Below are 16,481 nucleotides of genomic sequence, written 5' to 3' on the forward strand. Positions count from 1 at the left end.
GCATAACTTTACTCCCTGTCGGAAACTGGAATACTTTCCACTTCAGACAACAGCCGGAATCTTAAAGTGGTAGAATCTTACAAAAGATTTCCTCAGGTTCTGTCAAAGAAAGGAGAAATCATATGAGCAGCAATTGCCAGCAAAAAAAAATGATGAATGCCCTAGGCGCTATCGATACAAAGGGCAATATCGTCCTCGAGCAGTTCCAAGACGGCACGGCACTTCTCTTCCAGCCGAGCAACGCGCAGCCGTTTTGCGTGGCTACAGACTATGACCGCGCGACGGCCTCGTGGTCATACAGAAAATACTTCAGCGATCTCGGATGCGCCCATGAAGCTGCCGACCCTGAGATTATCGAGGACGCCAGCGTCAGATGGGTCAAGGAGGATATCCGAGAAAAGCTCAAAGCTCAGGAAATCGAGCCGACAGAATTCAACGTGCAGTCCGTCATCATGGGCGATTCAAGGCTTTGGGAGCGCCCTCTCGACAGAGATTTTCGAGCCAACATGATTGCGAGCAGAAACGACGATCTCGATGCACGCGTTGCCATTCTCAAGGAGAACGGGAACTTCAAGAATGTTGACACCGCAATGCCGGTGGAAAGTCTTGATGATCTGGAACAATACAGGTCTGATCGGCTTACGGATAAGGTCACGTCACTTAAAGACAGTCTTGATGCACAATATAAGGCAGATGAGCGTGGTCGCGTTTTCGACCGTCCATGTCAAGTACTTGACGACGGTGATCTCGACGAACATTAAATAGAAAGGAGACAAAAATGACAAGCCGTGAAATGGTTCAAGATTCCGCCACACGCAATCAGAGAACTCTTGCTGATGCTGTCGTGGCTACAAATCGTTTCAGGGAGCTAGATGCTCGCTTTAAGTCGCACGATGGAATGGACCTCGATCCATCGACACCTGAAATCGAATCGGGATATGAATTCAATCGGCGCTCCATCGAGGATGACCGTGCTGCTGATGACCGAAATTCCATTTCGGATCAAGATATTGATTCACGGCTGTAATATGAATTTCCTGACGTATGGTTTGCAGATCGCATAATCATTGCGTGTTAGTACCGTAGGATGCAAAAGGCATCCAGAAGGGATGATTGATAATGGCAGATTTGGGAGAGGAAGCATTCTCCTCACAAATGAAAGTCGTCACGACTTTCTTGCGGTTGCTTGAAGAGCTCATGCGTAATAAGCAGCAAGACCTCCGCTATGGCACCAAAACGCAAAGGCGCGGTATCCTTCGTCGAATGAAAGATTTCGTCGGAGGTATCTTCAAGAAAGTCTATGATGGCACATTCGGCCGCCTGTCGCGTAATGGAAAAGATTATGGTCAACTTGACCTTAATGATCCGGCTATTGCAAAGCTCTTTGCGGACACAATGAAGCAAATGGGCATGGATGCGATGCATGAAGATAACAATCTTCTGTTCAGCACTTCCGATGTTGCAAAAATCCTGGCCTTTTCCAAGATGGTTGAACAAGAGCTCGGTAAAAAAATCGAGCACGAAAACGATACCCCTGAAAAAGAGCAATCTCAGGAACACGGACAAGGCCAGGAAAGGCAAGCCGATGCCCGAGGTTGGTCTGACTATCCCGCAACGCCCGAAGTGTAAAGCTGCCACACTTGGAAGCAACATGTTGAAAACAAGAAGTAATACTGTGGGCATTAGCAAGACACAAAACGCTGACCGTACAGCGCACACCGAGCATATTGAATGAATGCATATGGACATGGTATAATAGTATTATGGAGGTAAAAATACTATGTCTACAATCGCTGAGGCTGAAAAAGCTGTTAAATTCAATGTCTTCTATGCGAAAAAAAATGTTGTGGATAGTATCTGGAAAGAGGCAATCATTGAAGGTGTCAACATCACATACCCGCAAGCAAAAGTAATCGTTGAGCACAACCAAACCGTTGAAGGATTGACTGTCACCGGAACAATTACCGTCTACAATCTTAAACTTGCTTGGAATTATCTCTTTGAGCATTTAAACTCACTTGTAGATTTTGAGTTTGTTGCCAAAATAAATTCCATTTTGGGTGCATCGCTTGTTCATAACGCTGGATGTATTCGTAACATACCAGTAGGTATCAGTGGGACCGCCTGGCAACCGGAAATGCCGGACTTCGATACTGCAAAAGCCACTATCGAGAAAATTGCGAATATGGAACCTGGGAGAGAACGGGCGCTTAAGATGTTCGGTTATCTTTGTCGTTCCCAACTTTTTAGTGATGGAAATAAGCGAACGGCACAGCTCGTGGCAAACAAGATGTTGATCGCTGACGGGCGCGGAATCTTGGCGATTCCACCAGAGTGTAAACATGACTTCGGTGAAAAGCTCAAGCGCTTCTATGAGACAGCGGATGATTCTGAATTACAGAAATTTTTAATTGAAACATCAATCTACAATTAAGAGAAGCAGGAAACTGATTTCAGTCGGCTTCCTGCTTTCTTTTACGGTTAGACGAGTTTTACTTAATCAAAGTATATGATATAATATACTTTGAAAGCAGGTGATAAGATGCGTACTATCGACGCTATGAAAAAACTTGCCCGCAATGATGGGCGATTTACTCATGTTTACACTAAAAAGGAGCTGTCAGAACTTTTTAATGAAACCGGCAGCAAATTGAATGGAACATTGAAGTCACTTATTAAAGAAAACATTTTGAATCGTGCATACCATAATGTATACGTTTTTCGCTTTTCTCAATACGGAGGACTCGGTACTTTAGATTTGATTGGTAAGAAAATCCGACCAAATGACTCCTTCTATGAAAGCCTTGAGTCCTCTGCTTCAGCATGGAGTCTCATTTCACAGATCCCCACGGTCGTAACCTATATGACCACAGGAAAGTCAAAATGGTATAACACGGGTTACGGAAGCATCGATTTCGTTCATTACAGCAAAACAGATGAGAAACCAAGAACCATCGATAGGTCGTCGATGGGAAGGGTTCCGCTTGCAGACAAACTTCAAACATATCGGGACTTACAAAAAACAAAACGTTCCCTTGATCTTTTAAGAGAGCAATACGACAAAGACCATGGCTGTCGCGACGGTAATATTCAATATTATCCATGCGAAGATGATGACACATGGGATTTCTTAGATAATTTGGAGGAAGATATACTTTAAAGTATATCTTCCTATTTTCTTGGAGTCCCTATGCCTTTATTTGCATCGCTTACTCTTGTTAAAGAAACTGCTTTAAAAGAGGCTGCTTGCGTTCGGCTTCCCAAGTATCGATTACCGTTTATGGTTAAAGGACTCACGGTCACACATGAGTTCCTTCAGATCCATCTGACCGATAACCTCGCGCATCTTTCCGAGCATCACCTCGGTGACCTGACGGGTCATCTCGATCTTATCCATATTGAGATAATTCTTCGATGCTATCTCGATCAATTCGGGAGTCTGTCCAATCTGGAAATTTGCGACAGCGCAAGCATGGATAAGAATCGCATCTTGTGTCGGGATTTCATTCTCCGTCGACAACTGAACCTGCACAGCACCGAGAGCCAACGTGTCCACACGCTGCAGACCGGGGATAACGAACGTGCCCTTTCCTGACACGCTACGCGTCTGCCCGAATCCAGATACGATCATCAATTTGTCCGGTGGGCACTTCCTCCAACAGGACTCGAACACGACGATCACCATGATCACGATTAGAAGCGGTCCAAGCAGAGGACCACACAAGTCAAAAAGCATCTTTTTCCCTTTCTGTTGATGCTTTGGTGAATGGGGCTATTATACCATAATACCGGAATATGGCGCCGAAAAAAGGTCGCCCAAACGGATGACCTTTGCAAACAGTCGCGTTTCGCCATTACCCCTGTAACCGTACACCTAATCCTTAAGTGACGATGGCGAAACGCATATATATAGTAGCATGCGGACTCAAAAACTTCCGGGACTTTCAAAAGCAAGCGGAACGTTGACCTTTTCGTTGTTCTTTCTGCATTACGACTTGATGGCGTGTTCCTTTTCTTCCACTATCGTTCCTTTCCTTTTTACCTACAACGGTCTTCTTCCGGAATAATCTTGTTCAGCGTATTTTCAAATACTTTGGATCCTCTTTTTACTGCTTCTGCCTTCTCGCTAAGTGGAAGACCTTTCTTGTGAATCATCTTAACAGAATCAAGAAGCATCGGTATTTTGGTTGTTGCTTGGATCTCGTTGAATTTCTCTTCCATCGCTTTGCAAAGCGCATGCTCATCCACAATAGGAATCCGTAGCAATTCCCTTACTTTCTCTGTAATATAGTGGTTCAGCGCTTCAAGCCGATCCTGTGGAAGCGGATATGTTGGATGATTCTGGAACTCAAAACCGATCATCCTGCGCAAAAGCTCATGCTGCTCCGCTCCCATAACAATTCCAGCCATATCATCAAAGGCGATATTCGCTGTTGCAGGTAGGTAATATCGATTTGAACGATCAAGGAAATTCGCATAGTCTGTCTCGTCATCTTGCGCAAACAAGGACAGATTGTGGTCAAACAACGGGGCTAATCCCAACAGCCGTCCTGTTCTGTTTTCCCGTAAGATACCAAAATTTCCGCCGTGACGATCCCGATTGCAGATCAAGGCATCAAAAACAACCATTGTCCTGTATTTCGATGCCATCTTTGGATCAAGCTCATTTAAGATCGATAACGCTGCCGGGAAACTCGCATCACCAGCAGCAACGAAAAATGGAACAAAAGAAATTTCTTTGTCATTCATAAGTCCGCAGACAGACGCAAGTTTCCCTTTCCACATCTCTAAATCGTAGGAAACATGATCTATTCCCATCCGTTTTGCGACTTGTGCTGCAAAGTATTCAGAATAAGGTTCTTTGCCAAGATTTCTGGCACCGCTTGTACCTGTTTTGAACAACAGCAGCCTATCGTTAATCCGTCGAACTGCTTTCGGAAATTGCCCTCCCAGTGTCCACTCACTTGAAACGCTCGCTTTATGCTTTTGTGATGGCGTGTACCCGGTATAAGCTACAAGTCCCAATACTTCATCAAAGCGATTGTCGAACAAATTGATTCCATCAAAGGTAACATCTGATTTCCCATCATCAAGCCAATACGAATCGTTAATGGAAAGCCCTTTGGATACATCAAGAATTCCAAGGATATCATTCCTTGTCAATCCTGCCGTACTAAGAATCTGCTCTACAAATGCCCTGTTTTTCGGAATGGTTCTACCTTCCATCCAACTCGCAAGGCTTTTTTCATCTTGATCTACAATTAAATTCAATGGAAGCAAATGCGCATTTGCCGAATCGATATCCGTAATCTCCAGTTTCAAACTACCGAATGCGTCATAGGCAGCTTCGAATCTCATGAGGCTCTGATCATAGATCTTCAGCTCATAGCTTTTAGTCTCTCTCGTCATGCTGCTCCTCCCTTTTCTTTTCAATATCTATTATTATAGCATAATACTATCGTCCTATGCAGCTTATAATTTACCAAAACGGTTGTAAAACCATTGGTTTTAGCAATGGTAAGGGCCAATCCGCTAAATTGACACTCCCCGTAGTTAAAACCAGGGAATTCTCGGTTCTGTGAGGTCTGCCGTCGGGGACCGATATTGGTCCTCTAGGGTCTTACGTCCTCTCCCCGAGCGTTTAGGCGGTTACAGCCGCCACGGTTCCCGCGTGCCCCGCGGTACCTTCCGTGTTGGAGAGGATGCGCTTCCCTTTCGCCAGTATGTTCTTCAGGTGTTCTGCTTGGAAGAGAAGATATACGACGTCCACGTCTGTCTTCCAGACCCGCTTGACCCATCTTTTCGTATCGTATTACCCAATTGCGAACTTGTTGATAGGAACAATCATATTTGAGTGCCATTGCACCATAATTCTTATCATTTGCAAGACAATCTGTTACTATTTTTAATCTCTCATCAAGTGTAGTGTTCTTTGTTTTTTTCATGTAAGCACCTCCAGTGGATGTTTTTAATATTCCACCAGAATTATACACCTTAATCCAATCGGAAAGCTGTCTGTGTGAACGAATTCCGTATTTTATGCAAATATCCTGAAGAGATCCTTCTCCGTTAAGATAATCATTTATAGCAGATATTTTTAAATCTTTTGAATAAGATTTGTTTTTCGGTTGATTGAGTAATCCAGTTGGTCCATCATACTGATAAATAGAAATCCAATTTCGAATACTATGATGATCAACTCCCAATTCTTTTCCTGCTTGCCGTATGCCAATTTCTCCTGCAAGGTAGCGTTCGACTATTTTTACTTTTTCTACTGATTCTATCTTACTCTTTCTGAACATGAAAATACCCCCATATAGGACTTTTATATTTCATTGTCCTATATGAGGGTAGCATATCAAAATCCAGGGGCGTTTTCTATCTCAGCTTATAATTCTATTTTCCGAGCTTATCCGCTTCTTCCGTATTCTTCTTAAGTTCCTCATAAACCGGGAAGCAGTCGAAAGTTGCAAAGTAATCCATCGGAGTCTCTGCTCTGCGGATCAGCTGTGTACCTCCGTCCTCTTTCAGAAGAACTTCTGCGGAACGAAGACGTCCGTTGTAATTATATCCCATAGAGAATCCATGTGCTCCGGTATCATGGATCACAAGCAGATCTCCCATGTCAATCTTCGGAAGCTGACGGTCAATTGCAAATTTATCATTATTCTCGCACAGAGAACCAGTCACATCGTAAGTATGATCGCATGGTTCATTTTCTTTTCCCATGACAGTGATGTGATGGTAGGCACCATACATAGCCGGACGCATCAGGTTTGCAGCACATGCATCTACACCGATGTACTCTTTGTGCGTATGCTTTTCATGAATTGCTTTTGTCACAAGGCATCCATAAGGTCCAAGCATAAAACGGCCAAGCTCTGTGTAAATCGCCACATCGCCCATTCCAGCCGGAACAAGAACCTCTTCGTACACTTTTCTTACACCTTCACCGATCACCTTGATATCGTTCGGTTCCTGATCCGGTTTGTAAGGGATTCCCACACCACCGGAAAGGTTGATGAACTTGATATGTACACCGGTCTCCTTCTGAAGCTTAACTGCTACTTCAAACAAAGTACGTGCAAGTGTCGGATAATATTCATTAGTTACAGTATTACTTGCAAGGAATGCATGGATACCGAACTCTTTTGCGCCTTTGGACTTCAGGATCTTGAATGCCTCAAAAATCTGTTCAGTTGTCATACCGTATTTGGCATCTCCCGGATTATCCATAATACTGTTGGAAATTTTGAAAAGTCCACCCGGATTATAACGGCAGCTGATTGTCTCCGGAATCTTTCCGATCGTCTTTTCCAGAAAATCAATGTGTGTGATATCGTCCAGGTTGATGATCGCGCCGAGCTTATCAGCAAGTGCAAATTCCTCTGCCGGTGTATCATTGGAAGAAAACATAATATTTTCTCCAACCTGTCCGACAGACTCAGACATTAAAAGCTCTGTATAGGAAGAGCAGTCACATCCACATCCATATTCTTTTAAAATATTGAGGATATATGGGTTTGGAGTCGCCTTTACTGCAAAATATTCTTTATATCCTTTGTTCCATGCAAATGCTTCTTTGAGTGCCTTTACATTTTCTCGGATCCCTTTCTCATCATAAAGATGAAACGGAGTCGGATATTCTTTTACGATTTCATCTAACTGTGTCTTTGTTACGAATGGTTCTTTTTTCATCCTGTTCATCTCTCTTTCGTTTAGTCGATGGTTGCAATACGCATCATATTACTTACAGAACCCTTTTCACGCTGTACGCTCGGTGAAGGAATACCAGCTGTCAGGACCACAATATCTCCACTGTCCACGCATTTCTTTGCCTGTGCAAGATCAATTGCCCCGCTGCAGATATCATCTGTTGTATGGAATTCCAAGGACTTCAGTGCTCTTACTCCCCAGTAGATCGACATCCGGCGAAGGGTACGTTCGTTCGGTGTAATTCCAAGGATTTCCTGTCTCGGACGAAGGTTGGATACAACCCTTGTTGTTGCACCGGATACAGATGGAGTGATGATGCATCTTGCATTCAGGTTCGCTGCCGCAAGAACAGAAGCATATCCGATCGCACTGGACACACCTGATTTCAGATGATCGCCGGCTTTAACAAGAATAGAATCATAATCCAGATGTTCCTCTGTCGTCTCTACAATATGAACCATCATCTGGAGTGCTTCCAGAGGGTATTTCCCCTGTGCTGTCTCTCCGGAAAGCATAACTGCATCCGTTCCATCGTATACCGCATTGGCAACGTCCGTCACTTCTGCTCTTGTCGGACGCGGATTACGCATCATAGAATCCAGCATCTGTGTTGCAGTAATAACAGTCTTAAAGTTGTCATTACATTTCTGGATGATCATTTTCTGGAGATGCGGCACTTCCTCTGCCGGGATCTCTACACCAAGATCTCCACGTGCCACCATAATACCATCAGCCGCACGGATGATCTCATCAATATTCTCAATACCTTCTGCGTTCTCTACCTTTGCAATGATTGGAATATACGGAGCGCCGAGTTCTTTTAAGTATGCCTTGATCTCAAGTACACACTCTGCATTTCTTACAAATGATGCTGCGATAAAGTCAATATCCTGCTCTACACCGAAACGGATATCATCCTTATCTTTTTCTGTAATAGCCGGAAGACGAATGGCTACGTTCGGTACGTTAACACCTTTTCTTTCGCCAAGTTCTCCGCCATTTACTACAGAACAGACAATCTCTGTCTCTGTCTTGCTCTCTACACGAAGTCCGATCAGACCATCGTCAATCAGAATGGTACAGCCTTTATAAATATCCTGTACCAGTCCCTTATATGTGATAGATACTCTCTTATTATCTCCTATGATATCTTCTGTTGTCAGAGTGAAGGTTTCTCCTTCTTTTAAAGTAATTTTCTTTCCGTCTTTCAGAATTCCTGTACGGATTTCCGGTCCCTTTGTATCTAGAAGGATTGCTGTGTTTGCATGTTCCTCTTCACGAAGTTCTTTGAGCATATCCATTCTGAATTTCTGTTCTTCATGATCACCATGTGAGAAATTGAAACGTGCCACATTCATTCCATTCTGGATCAGCTTTCTCATCATTTCTCTGTCGTTGGTGTTTGGTCCCATTGTACAAACAATCTTGGTTTTTTTCATTGTTTCCTCCTCTTTTAATTCAATTTGATTCTATGGTAGAACTCTACTTCACATGTTCGTGTGTGAAAAGATGTTCCTGGCAATATTCATAATTCCCGTTACACTTTGAGCAATAACGGAACTCCAGTGTCGGATCGTCAAGTTCAGTACGTCCGCACACTGCACATCTGTGCTTTGCACCTCCTGCATATTGATTCTGCGGACGGCTTATCTGCTTCTGAAATTTCTTTCTGCGGGCAGCCTGTTTCGGACTGTGTCCACGCAGATTCCGGTTGCAGAAAAAGAAAATAATAAAATTCAAAAGGGATGCGATGATCACGATCCGTATAATCAGACCACCCTGCACTGCGTCTACCGCAAGCAGAACCACATCCAGAATTGCAAGCCACTTCATCTTGATCGGGATAATGCCGTAAAGCAAAAGCTGATAATCCGGCATGATAGATGCACATGCAAGGAAAATGGACATATTGATATAGTAAGTGCTGTAAAGGCTTCCAAATCCGGTAATGCCTCCGATCAGTCCATTCACAATAAAAGCTCCAATAACCGTAAATAATATCCCTGAAAAAATGTAAACATTGTAACGAAATGCCCCCCAGTAGCTTTCCAGCGTATTACCAAGGGAATAGTATAACAGCATCATAAAGATAACAAAAATAATATTGTCATTCGGCGGGATGATCACCCAGCTTAGAAGTCGCCACACCTGCCCTTTCAGAATCAGTGCCGGTTCCAGTGTAAAATAGTTAAGAAGCTGTGGCATCGTAAAACTCAAAAGATATCCGATCGCATAGCCTGCAAGCAGATACATCGTAAGATTTCTAATTGCATAGCGCCCAAATCTGCGCTCCATTTTATCTAACCAGTTCTTCATTCAAACTCTCCTTTCACGTATGTTATTTTATCGTCTGCTTTTTACTTTGTCAATTCCATTCCACCTCTTTACTCTCTTTTCACATAATTTACATCTTTTGTTCACTCCCAGGCACTTTTTTCTACAACCCCATACACAACTTCTGTTTGTATTTTCGATAGTTCTGTCGTATAATGTAAGATACTGTAGTTCTCTGCGAACTACATTTAATAGGTAAAAACACAGACAAATTTTTTAATTGTAATAAGGAGTAGTTAAATCATGAATCAGACAGAATTACATACCCTGGGGATTGACATCGGTTCTACAACTGTTAAAATCGCAGTTCTGGACAGTAATAATGATGTTCTGTTTTCTGATTACGAGCGTCACTTCGCCAATATTCAGGAAACCCTTTCTGATCTGCTTGGCCGTGCTATCTACAAGCTCGGTCAGATCAAGGTATCTCCAATGATTACCGGATCAGGTGGTCTTACTCTGGCAAAGCATCTTGGCGTACCTTTTGTCCAGGAGGTTGTTGCCGTTTCCACCGCTCTTCAGGATTATGCACCACAGACCGATGTAGCGATCGAGCTGGGCGGCGAAGATGCCAAGATCATCTATTTTGAAAATGGAAATATTGAGCAACGTATGAACGGAATCTGCGCCGGAGGTACCGGATCTTTCATCGATCAAATGGCGTCCCTTCTCCAGACAGATGCAACCGGTCTGAACGAATATGCCAAAAATTACAAAGCACTTTATACGATTGCAGCTCGCTGTGGCGTATTTGCCAAGACAGATATCCAGCCGCTGATCAATGACGGTGCTACCAAAGAAGACCTGTCTGCTTCTATTTTCCAGGCAGTCGTCAACCAGACCATCAGTGGTCTTGCCTGCGGAAAACCAATCCGCGGACATGTTGCTTTCCTCGGTGGACCGCTTCATTTCCTCTCTGAACTGAGAGAAGCGTTTATCCGTACTCTCAAGCTGGATGACGAACACATTATCGCACCAAAGTATTCCCATCTTTTTGCAGCCGTCGGCTCTGCGCTGAACTCTAAAAAGGATGTAGTCACCTCTCTTGGTGAGATGCAGAAAAAGCTGGATGCCCATATTGAAATGGACTTTGAAGTTGAGCGTATGCAGCCACTCTTTTCCAGTGAAGCAGATTACAATGAATTTAAGAACCGCCATGCAAAGCATCAGGTGCCGGTTGGTGATCTTGCCAGCTACCGCGGTAATGCCTACCTTGGAATCGATGCCGGTTCTACCACCACGAAAGCCGCTCTGGTCGGAGAAGACGGTACTCTTTTGTACTCCTTCTACCATGGCAATGACGGTGATCCTCTTGGTACGACCATCGGTGCGATCAAGGATATTTACAGCCAGCTTCCGGAAGGCGTACAGATCGTTCACTCCTGCTCAACCGGTTACGGAGAAGCGCTCATTAAAGCCGCACTTCTTCTGGATGAAGGCGAAGTTGAAACCGTATCTCACTATTACGCCGCTTCTTTCTTCGAACCGGATGTAGACTGTATCCTCGATATCGGTGGTCAGGATATGAAGTGTATCAAGATCAAGAATCAGACTGTAGACAGCGTACAGCTCAACGAAGCATGTTCTTCCGGATGCGGTTCCTTTATCGAGACTTTTGCCAAATCCCTGAACTACACCGTAGAGGATTTTGCACATGAAGCACTTTTTGCGAAACATCCGATTGACCTCGGTACCCGTTGTACCGTATTTATGAACTCAAAGGTAAAACAGGCGCAAAAAGAAGGTGCTGAAGTATCCGATATTTCAGCCGGACTTGCTTATTCGGTTATCAAAAATGCTCTTTTCAAGGTTATCAAGGTATCCGATGCATCTGAGCTTGGTAAAAAAATTGTTGTACAGGGTGGTACATTCTACAATGATGCCGTACTCAGAAGCTTTGAGACCATCGCCGGATGTCAGGCAATCCGTCCGGATATTGCAGGAATTATGGGTGCTTTTGGGGCTGCACTGATTGCAAGAGAACGCTATGGTTTCAAAGAATGCAAAAATACAACTATGCTTTCCATTGATGAAATCAATGAACTTACCTATACAACCTCAATGGCAAAATGTAACGGCTGTACCAACAACTGTCGTCTGACCATCAACAGATTCAGTGGAGGACGTCGTTTTATTTCCGGAAACCGTTGCGAGCGCGGTCTTGGAAAAGAGAAAGCAAAGAGTGATGTGCCAAACCTTTTCGCTTATAAAAATGAACGTTATTTTGGTTACACGCCATTAGATCCATCCGAAGCAAAACGTGGAACGGTTGGTATTCCAAGAGTTCTCAACATGTATGAGAACTATCCGTTCTGGTTTACTTTCTTCACAAAACTGGGATATCATGTGTTACTCTCTCCTGCTTCTACACATAAGATTTATGAACTTGGTATTGAATCTATTCCGAGCGAATCCGAGTGTTATCCGGCAAAGCTGGCGCACGGACATGTACAGTGGCTGATCAACCAGGGTGCAGACTTTATCTTCTACCCTTGTATACCATACGAACGTGGTGAATTTGCCGATGCCGACAATCATTATAACTGCCCGATCGTCACCTCATACGCGGAGAACATCAAGAACAATATGGATCCGATCGTACACGGTGAAGTAGATTTCATGAATCCATTCCTCGCCCTCACAAGCGAAAAGACAATCACAGACGGACTGGTCCGTGAATTTACTTCTGCAAAGAATCTTCCGGCAGAAGAAATCAAAAATGCCGCTCATGCTGCATGGGAAGAACTTGCTGCATGCCGTCAGGACATCCGCAAAAAGGGTGAAGAAACACTCGCTTACATGGAAAAGACAGGAACCCGCGGCATTGTACTTGCCGGTCGTCCATACCATTACGATCCGGAGGTCAACCACGGTATCCCGGAGATGATCACCTCCTACGGACTTGCCGTTCTGACGGAAGATTCTATCTCCCATCTGAATCCGGTAGAACGTCCGCTGATTGTTATGGATCAGTGGATGTATCATTCCCGACTGTACGCAGCAGCCAATTTTGTAAAGACAAGAGATGATCTGGATCTGATCCAGCTGAACTCTTTCGGATGCGGTCTTGATGCCGTAACAACCGATGCTGTTGCAGATATTCTGACCGGTTCCGACAAGATTTATACCTCTCTTAAGATTGATGAGGTTAATAACCTGGGTGCTGCACGTATCCGTATCCGTTCTCTTCTCGCCGCCATCCGCGTCCGCGAGCAGAAGCATATGGAGCGCACCATTCGTCCGGCAAATATCGAAAAAATTCCTTTTACAAAGGAAATGAAGGAAACCTATACCATTTTGTGTCCGCAGATGTCACCGATCCATTTTTCACTGATTGAGCCAGCCTTCCAGGAAGCAGGCTACAAACTGGAAGTACTGAAAAATGATAACAAGCATGCAGTTGACATGGGTCTTAAATATGTAAACAATGACGCCTGCTACCCATCTCTGATGGTAGTTGGACAGATCATGGAGGCTATCCTTTCCGGCAAATATGACACCGACCACCTGGCTGTCATTATTTCACAGACCGGTGGCGGATGCCGTGCTTCCAACTATATCGGATTTATCCGCCGTGCTCTTAAAAAAGCCGGTTACGGACATATCCCTGTTATTTCAATCAACTTAAGCGGGCTTGAAAGCAATCCTGGATTCAAGATCACCCTTCCGCTTGTACTGAAAGGTGTGTATGGTCTGATATTTGGTGATCTCTTCATGCGCTGCCTGTACCGTGTCCGCCCATATGAAGCTGTTCCAGGCTCTGCCAATACCATGCATAAGAAATGGGAAAAGACAGTTATCAAATTTATCAAGAAAGGTTATCCAAGCAGACACGAGTTTAAGCGTCTCTGCCGCCAGATCGTAGAAGATTTTGATTCTCTTCCATTAAAAGATGTCAAAAAGCCACGTGTCGGAGTTGTCGGAGAAATCCTTGTTAAATTCCTTCCAGCTGCCAATAACTACCTGGTAGATCTTCTTGAACAGGAAGGTGCCGAAGCCGTGGTTCCGGATCTGACCGACTTCCTGCTCTACTGCTTCTACAATACAAACTTTAAAGCAGAACATCTCGGCATGAAGAAATCAACCGCCCGCATGGGTAATCTCGGAATCAAGGCTCTGGAATGGTTCCGCAAGCCTGCCGTTGATGCATTAAAAGCAAGTAAACGCTTCGATCCACCATCACATATTGAACACCTGGCTTCGATGGCAAAAGAAATTGTTTCTCTTGGAAACCAGACCGGTGAAGGATGGTTCCTTACCGGAGAAATGCTGGAGCTGATCCACAGCGGTGCACCAAACATTGTCTGCACACAGCCTTTCGCCTGTCTGCCAAACCACGTAGTCGGAAAAGGTGTTATTAAAGAACTGCGCCGCCGTCATCCGGAATCCAACATCGTTGCAATCGATTATGATCCGGGAGCAAGCGAAGTAAACCAGCTGAACCGCATCAAACTGATGCTTTCGACTGCACAGAAGAAGATGTAGAATTTTAGGATATGTAAAATATATTTGGTTGCAATAAGACGACCAGAGGAAACAAAGTACTCCCTCACATTCAGTTGCACTAACCACTTCGTTCAAGCCTCTTAAGGCAGGAATCGTGTTCAGCAAAGGCTTCCACGATTCCTGAGTCTTGAACTCCGTAGTGCAAATTCATGTGAGGGAGTACTTTGTTTCCTCTGGTCTGTATATTGGTAACTTTGTTTTACATATGCGAAAGTTTTTTGGGTGGTGAGGACTAGGATTTAGGGAATTGCAGTAGGAAGGGAAGATTAGTGTAATATCTTTCTTTACAGTTTTTTCTCTCCGAATTCAGCACCGTCATTTTTACCAGTACAGTTAAACGGTCGATTTTACAAAAGAAAGTCCTGCAATTCACTTTTGTGCAATGGAGATGAGACTCAGAAATCATGGAAGCCTTTGCTGAACATGATTTCCGCTCTAAGAGGCTCATCGGAATGGTTTGCACAATGGAATTGGAGGACTTTCTTTTGTAAAATCGACCACACAACCTTTATTTAAAAAAACAGCGGACTCCTTTTCGGGAAAATCCACTGTTTCTCACATATATTAAGCTTCTTCGACTTCTACTTTTTCGCCAAGAATTTTATCAATACTTACCAGTTTTACGCTGAGTACGAATACCTGTGCTGCAACTTCCAGTTCTTCTGGTGTCGGGAAGGACGGTGCAATTCGGATATTGCTGTCTTTTGGATCCTTTCCGTATGGGAAGGTTGCTCCCGCTTTTGTCATGATCAGTCCGGCTTCTTTTGCTTTTGCTACGATTGCTTTGGCACATCCATCCAACGCATCAAAGGAAATGAAGTATCCTCCTCGCGGTGCTATCCAGGAACCAATCTCAAGTCCGCCAAGCTCACTTTCCAGTACACTTAATACGGTGTCAAATTTCGGTCTTAAGATATCTGCATGTTTCTTCATATGCTGAACCATTCCATGGATATCACCGAAGAAACGCGCATGTCTGAGCTGGTTTAATTTATCATGACCGATGGTCTGTACGGACATCATCTTGCGGATTTCCGCAAGGTTTTCATCGGATGCTGCAATTGCTGCAATACCAGAACCCGGGAAGCTGATCTTGGAAGTAGAACCGAATTTGTAAACCATGTTCGGATGTCCTTCTTTTTTACATTCCATCAAAATCTCAATCAGATAATCCTGTTTATCCTCATACAAATGATGGATTCCATATGCATTATCCCAGAAAATACGGAAATCTTCTGCCGCTGGATTTAATTTTGCAAAACGGTGTACAGTTTCATCAGAATAAGTGATTCCCTGTGGGTTAGAATATTTCGGTACACACCAGATACCTTTTACAGCCGGATCATTCTCCACATACTGCTCTACCAGATCCATATCCGGTCCATCCGACGTCATTGGAATATTGATCATCTCAATTCCAAAATGTTCGGTGATTGCAAAATGTCTGTCATATCCAGGTACCGGGCACAGGAATTTTATCTTGTCAAGCTTTGCCCAAGGGGTGCTTCCCATGATACCATGTGTCATCGCTCTTGCAACAGTATCATACATTACGTTCAGGCTGGAGTTACCAAAGATAATAATATTGTCCTTCGGTACTTCCATCATATCAGAAAGAAGCTGTTTTGCTTCTTTGATTCCATCGATCACTCCATAGTTACGGCAATCTACTCCTTCTTCGCAGACAAGATCTGATGTGCTCTTAAGTACATCCATCATCCCCATAGAAAGATCAAGCTGTGCTTTGGACGGTTTACCTCTGGACATATCCAGTTTCAGACCTTTTCCTTTAACATCTTCAAATTCTTTTTCCAGTCTGCTCTTTAATTCAAGCAGTTCTTCTCTACTCATATCTCTATATGCAGTCATCTTGAAAACCTCCCATAATCATCAACTAATCATTGTGTGTTTCCTGCCGTACTTTA

Annotated in this window: 13 protein-coding genes; 6 read left to right on the forward strand and 7 right to left on the reverse strand. The window is 43.9% G+C overall.

Features of this window, described 5'->3' with window-relative positions; genetic code table 11:
- Positions 1-122: 122 nt before the first annotated feature.
- From PGW42_RS00205 to PGW42_RS00225, 5 genes are all read left to right on the forward strand, one after another.
- Positions 123-761, forward strand: a complete 639-nt coding sequence (locus tag PGW42_RS00205; RefSeq protein ID WP_270203111.1) for a hypothetical protein — start codon at positions 123-125, stop codon at positions 759-761.
- A 17-nt stretch (positions 762-778) separates the two neighbouring features.
- Positions 779-1,027, forward strand: coding sequence for a hypothetical protein (locus PGW42_RS00210; RefSeq protein ID WP_008370642.1), 249 nt, complete (start codon positions 779-781; stop codon positions 1,025-1,027).
- 92 nt (positions 1,028-1,119) lie between these two features.
- Positions 1,120-1,629: a hypothetical protein gene (locus tag PGW42_RS00215; RefSeq protein ID WP_118199918.1), complete on the forward strand. Its 510-nt coding sequence runs from the start codon at positions 1,120-1,122 to the stop codon at positions 1,627-1,629.
- Between the two features lie 151 nt (positions 1,630-1,780).
- Positions 1,781-2,434, forward strand: a complete 654-nt coding sequence (locus tag PGW42_RS00220; protein WP_022219863.1) for a Fic family protein — start codon at positions 1,781-1,783, stop codon at positions 2,432-2,434.
- A 108-nt stretch (positions 2,435-2,542) separates the two neighbouring features.
- On the forward strand, positions 2,543-3,160 hold the full coding sequence (locus PGW42_RS00225; RefSeq protein ID WP_195501699.1) for a hypothetical protein: 618 nt from the start codon (positions 2,543-2,545) through the stop codon (positions 3,158-3,160).
- Between the two features lie 111 nt (positions 3,161-3,271).
- On the opposite strand, the gene PGW42_RS00230 is transcribed toward PGW42_RS00225, so the two are convergent.
- From PGW42_RS00230 to PGW42_RS00255, 6 genes are all read right to left on the reverse strand, one after another.
- On the reverse strand, positions 3,272-3,736 hold the full coding sequence (locus PGW42_RS00230) for a flotillin family protein (RefSeq protein WP_330676949.1): 465 nt from the start codon (positions 3,734-3,736) through the stop codon (positions 3,272-3,274).
- Positions 3,737-4,038: 302 nt separating this feature from the next.
- A complete protein-coding gene (locus tag PGW42_RS00235; protein WP_270203109.1) occupies positions 4,039-5,409 on the reverse strand; it encodes a HipA domain-containing protein in 1,371 nt (456 codons plus the stop codon).
- Between the two features lie 203 nt (positions 5,410-5,612).
- Positions 5,613-6,302, reverse strand: coding sequence for a transposase (locus tag PGW42_RS00240; RefSeq protein ID WP_270203107.1), 690 nt, complete (start codon positions 6,300-6,302; stop codon positions 5,613-5,615).
- 94 nt (positions 6,303-6,396) lie between these two features.
- Positions 6,397-7,698 carry a diaminopimelate decarboxylase gene (locus tag PGW42_RS00245; RefSeq protein ID WP_022220112.1) on the reverse strand — a complete coding sequence of 434 codons (1,302 nt, stop codon included), beginning with the start codon at positions 7,696-7,698 and terminating at the stop codon, positions 6,397-6,399.
- A gap of 20 nt (positions 7,699-7,718) precedes the next feature.
- Positions 7,719-9,155 (reverse strand): pyruvate kinase, encoded by a 1,437-nt coding sequence (gene pyk / locus PGW42_RS00250; protein WP_118199525.1) that lies wholly within the window; start codon positions 9,153-9,155, stop codon positions 7,719-7,721.
- A gap of 43 nt (positions 9,156-9,198) precedes the next feature.
- Positions 9,199-10,032 carry a hypothetical protein gene (locus tag PGW42_RS00255; protein ID WP_173825095.1) on the reverse strand — a complete coding sequence of 278 codons (834 nt, stop codon included), beginning with the start codon at positions 10,030-10,032 and terminating at the stop codon, positions 9,199-9,201.
- A gap of 261 nt (positions 10,033-10,293) precedes the next feature.
- Between PGW42_RS00255 and PGW42_RS00260 the strand changes: the two genes are divergently transcribed.
- Positions 10,294-14,535 carry a 2-hydroxyacyl-CoA dehydratase gene (locus PGW42_RS00260; protein WP_270203106.1) on the forward strand — a complete coding sequence of 1,414 codons (4,242 nt, stop codon included), beginning with the start codon at positions 10,294-10,296 and terminating at the stop codon, positions 14,533-14,535.
- Between the two features lie 585 nt (positions 14,536-15,120).
- Here the strand turns inward: PGW42_RS00260 and PGW42_RS00265 are convergent.
- Entirely contained in the window at positions 15,121-16,425 is a 1,305-nt protein-coding gene (locus PGW42_RS00265) for an aminotransferase (RefSeq protein ID WP_055248298.1), read from the reverse strand.
- Between the last annotated feature and the right edge of the window lie 56 nt (positions 16,426-16,481).

Source organism: Coprococcus sp. TM115-187, assembly GCF_027679115.1.
Classification (GTDB): Bacteria; Bacillota; Clostridia; order Lachnospirales; family Lachnospiraceae; genus Allocoprococcus; species Allocoprococcus comes.

Excerpts from the sequence above, each read along its gene's own strand:
- PGW42_RS00240 (WP_270203107.1), bottom strand. The coding sequence starts at position 6,302 with ATGTTCAGAAAGAGTAAGATAGAATCAGTAGAAAAAGTAAAAATAGTC.
- PGW42_RS00220 (WP_022219863.1), top strand. The coding sequence starts at position 1,781 with ATGTCTACAATCGCTGAGGCTGAAAAAGCTGTTAAATTCAATGTCTTC.
- PGW42_RS00215 (WP_118199918.1), top strand. The coding sequence starts at position 1,120 with ATGGCAGATTTGGGAGAGGAAGCATTCTCCTCACAAATGAAAGTCGTC.
- PGW42_RS00265 (WP_055248298.1), bottom strand. The coding sequence starts at position 16,425 with ATGACTGCATATAGAGATATGAGTAGAGAAGAACTGCTTGAATTAAAG.
- PGW42_RS00245 (WP_022220112.1), bottom strand. The coding sequence starts at position 7,698 with ATGAAAAAAGAACCATTCGTAACAAAGACACAGTTAGATGAAATCGTA.
- PGW42_RS00210 (WP_008370642.1), top strand. The coding sequence starts at position 779 with ATGACAAGCCGTGAAATGGTTCAAGATTCCGCCACACGCAATCAGAGA.
- pyk (WP_118199525.1), bottom strand. The coding sequence starts at position 9,155 with ATGAAAAAAACCAAGATTGTTTGTACAATGGGACCAAACACCAACGAC.
- PGW42_RS00235 (WP_270203109.1), bottom strand. The coding sequence starts at position 5,409 with ATGACGAGAGAGACTAAAAGCTATGAGCTGAAGATCTATGATCAGAGC.
- PGW42_RS00225 (WP_195501699.1), top strand. The coding sequence starts at position 2,543 with ATGCGTACTATCGACGCTATGAAAAAACTTGCCCGCAATGATGGGCGA.
- PGW42_RS00230 (WP_330676949.1), bottom strand. The coding sequence starts at position 3,736 with ATGCTTTTTGACTTGTGTGGTCCTCTGCTTGGACCGCTTCTAATCGTG.
- PGW42_RS00260 (WP_270203106.1), top strand. The coding sequence starts at position 10,294 with ATGAATCAGACAGAATTACATACCCTGGGGATTGACATCGGTTCTACA.
- PGW42_RS00255 (WP_173825095.1), bottom strand. The coding sequence starts at position 10,032 with ATGAAGAACTGGTTAGATAAAATGGAGCGCAGATTTGGGCGCTATGCA.
- PGW42_RS00205 (WP_270203111.1), top strand. The coding sequence starts at position 123 with ATGAGCAGCAATTGCCAGCAAAAAAAAATGATGAATGCCCTAGGCGCT.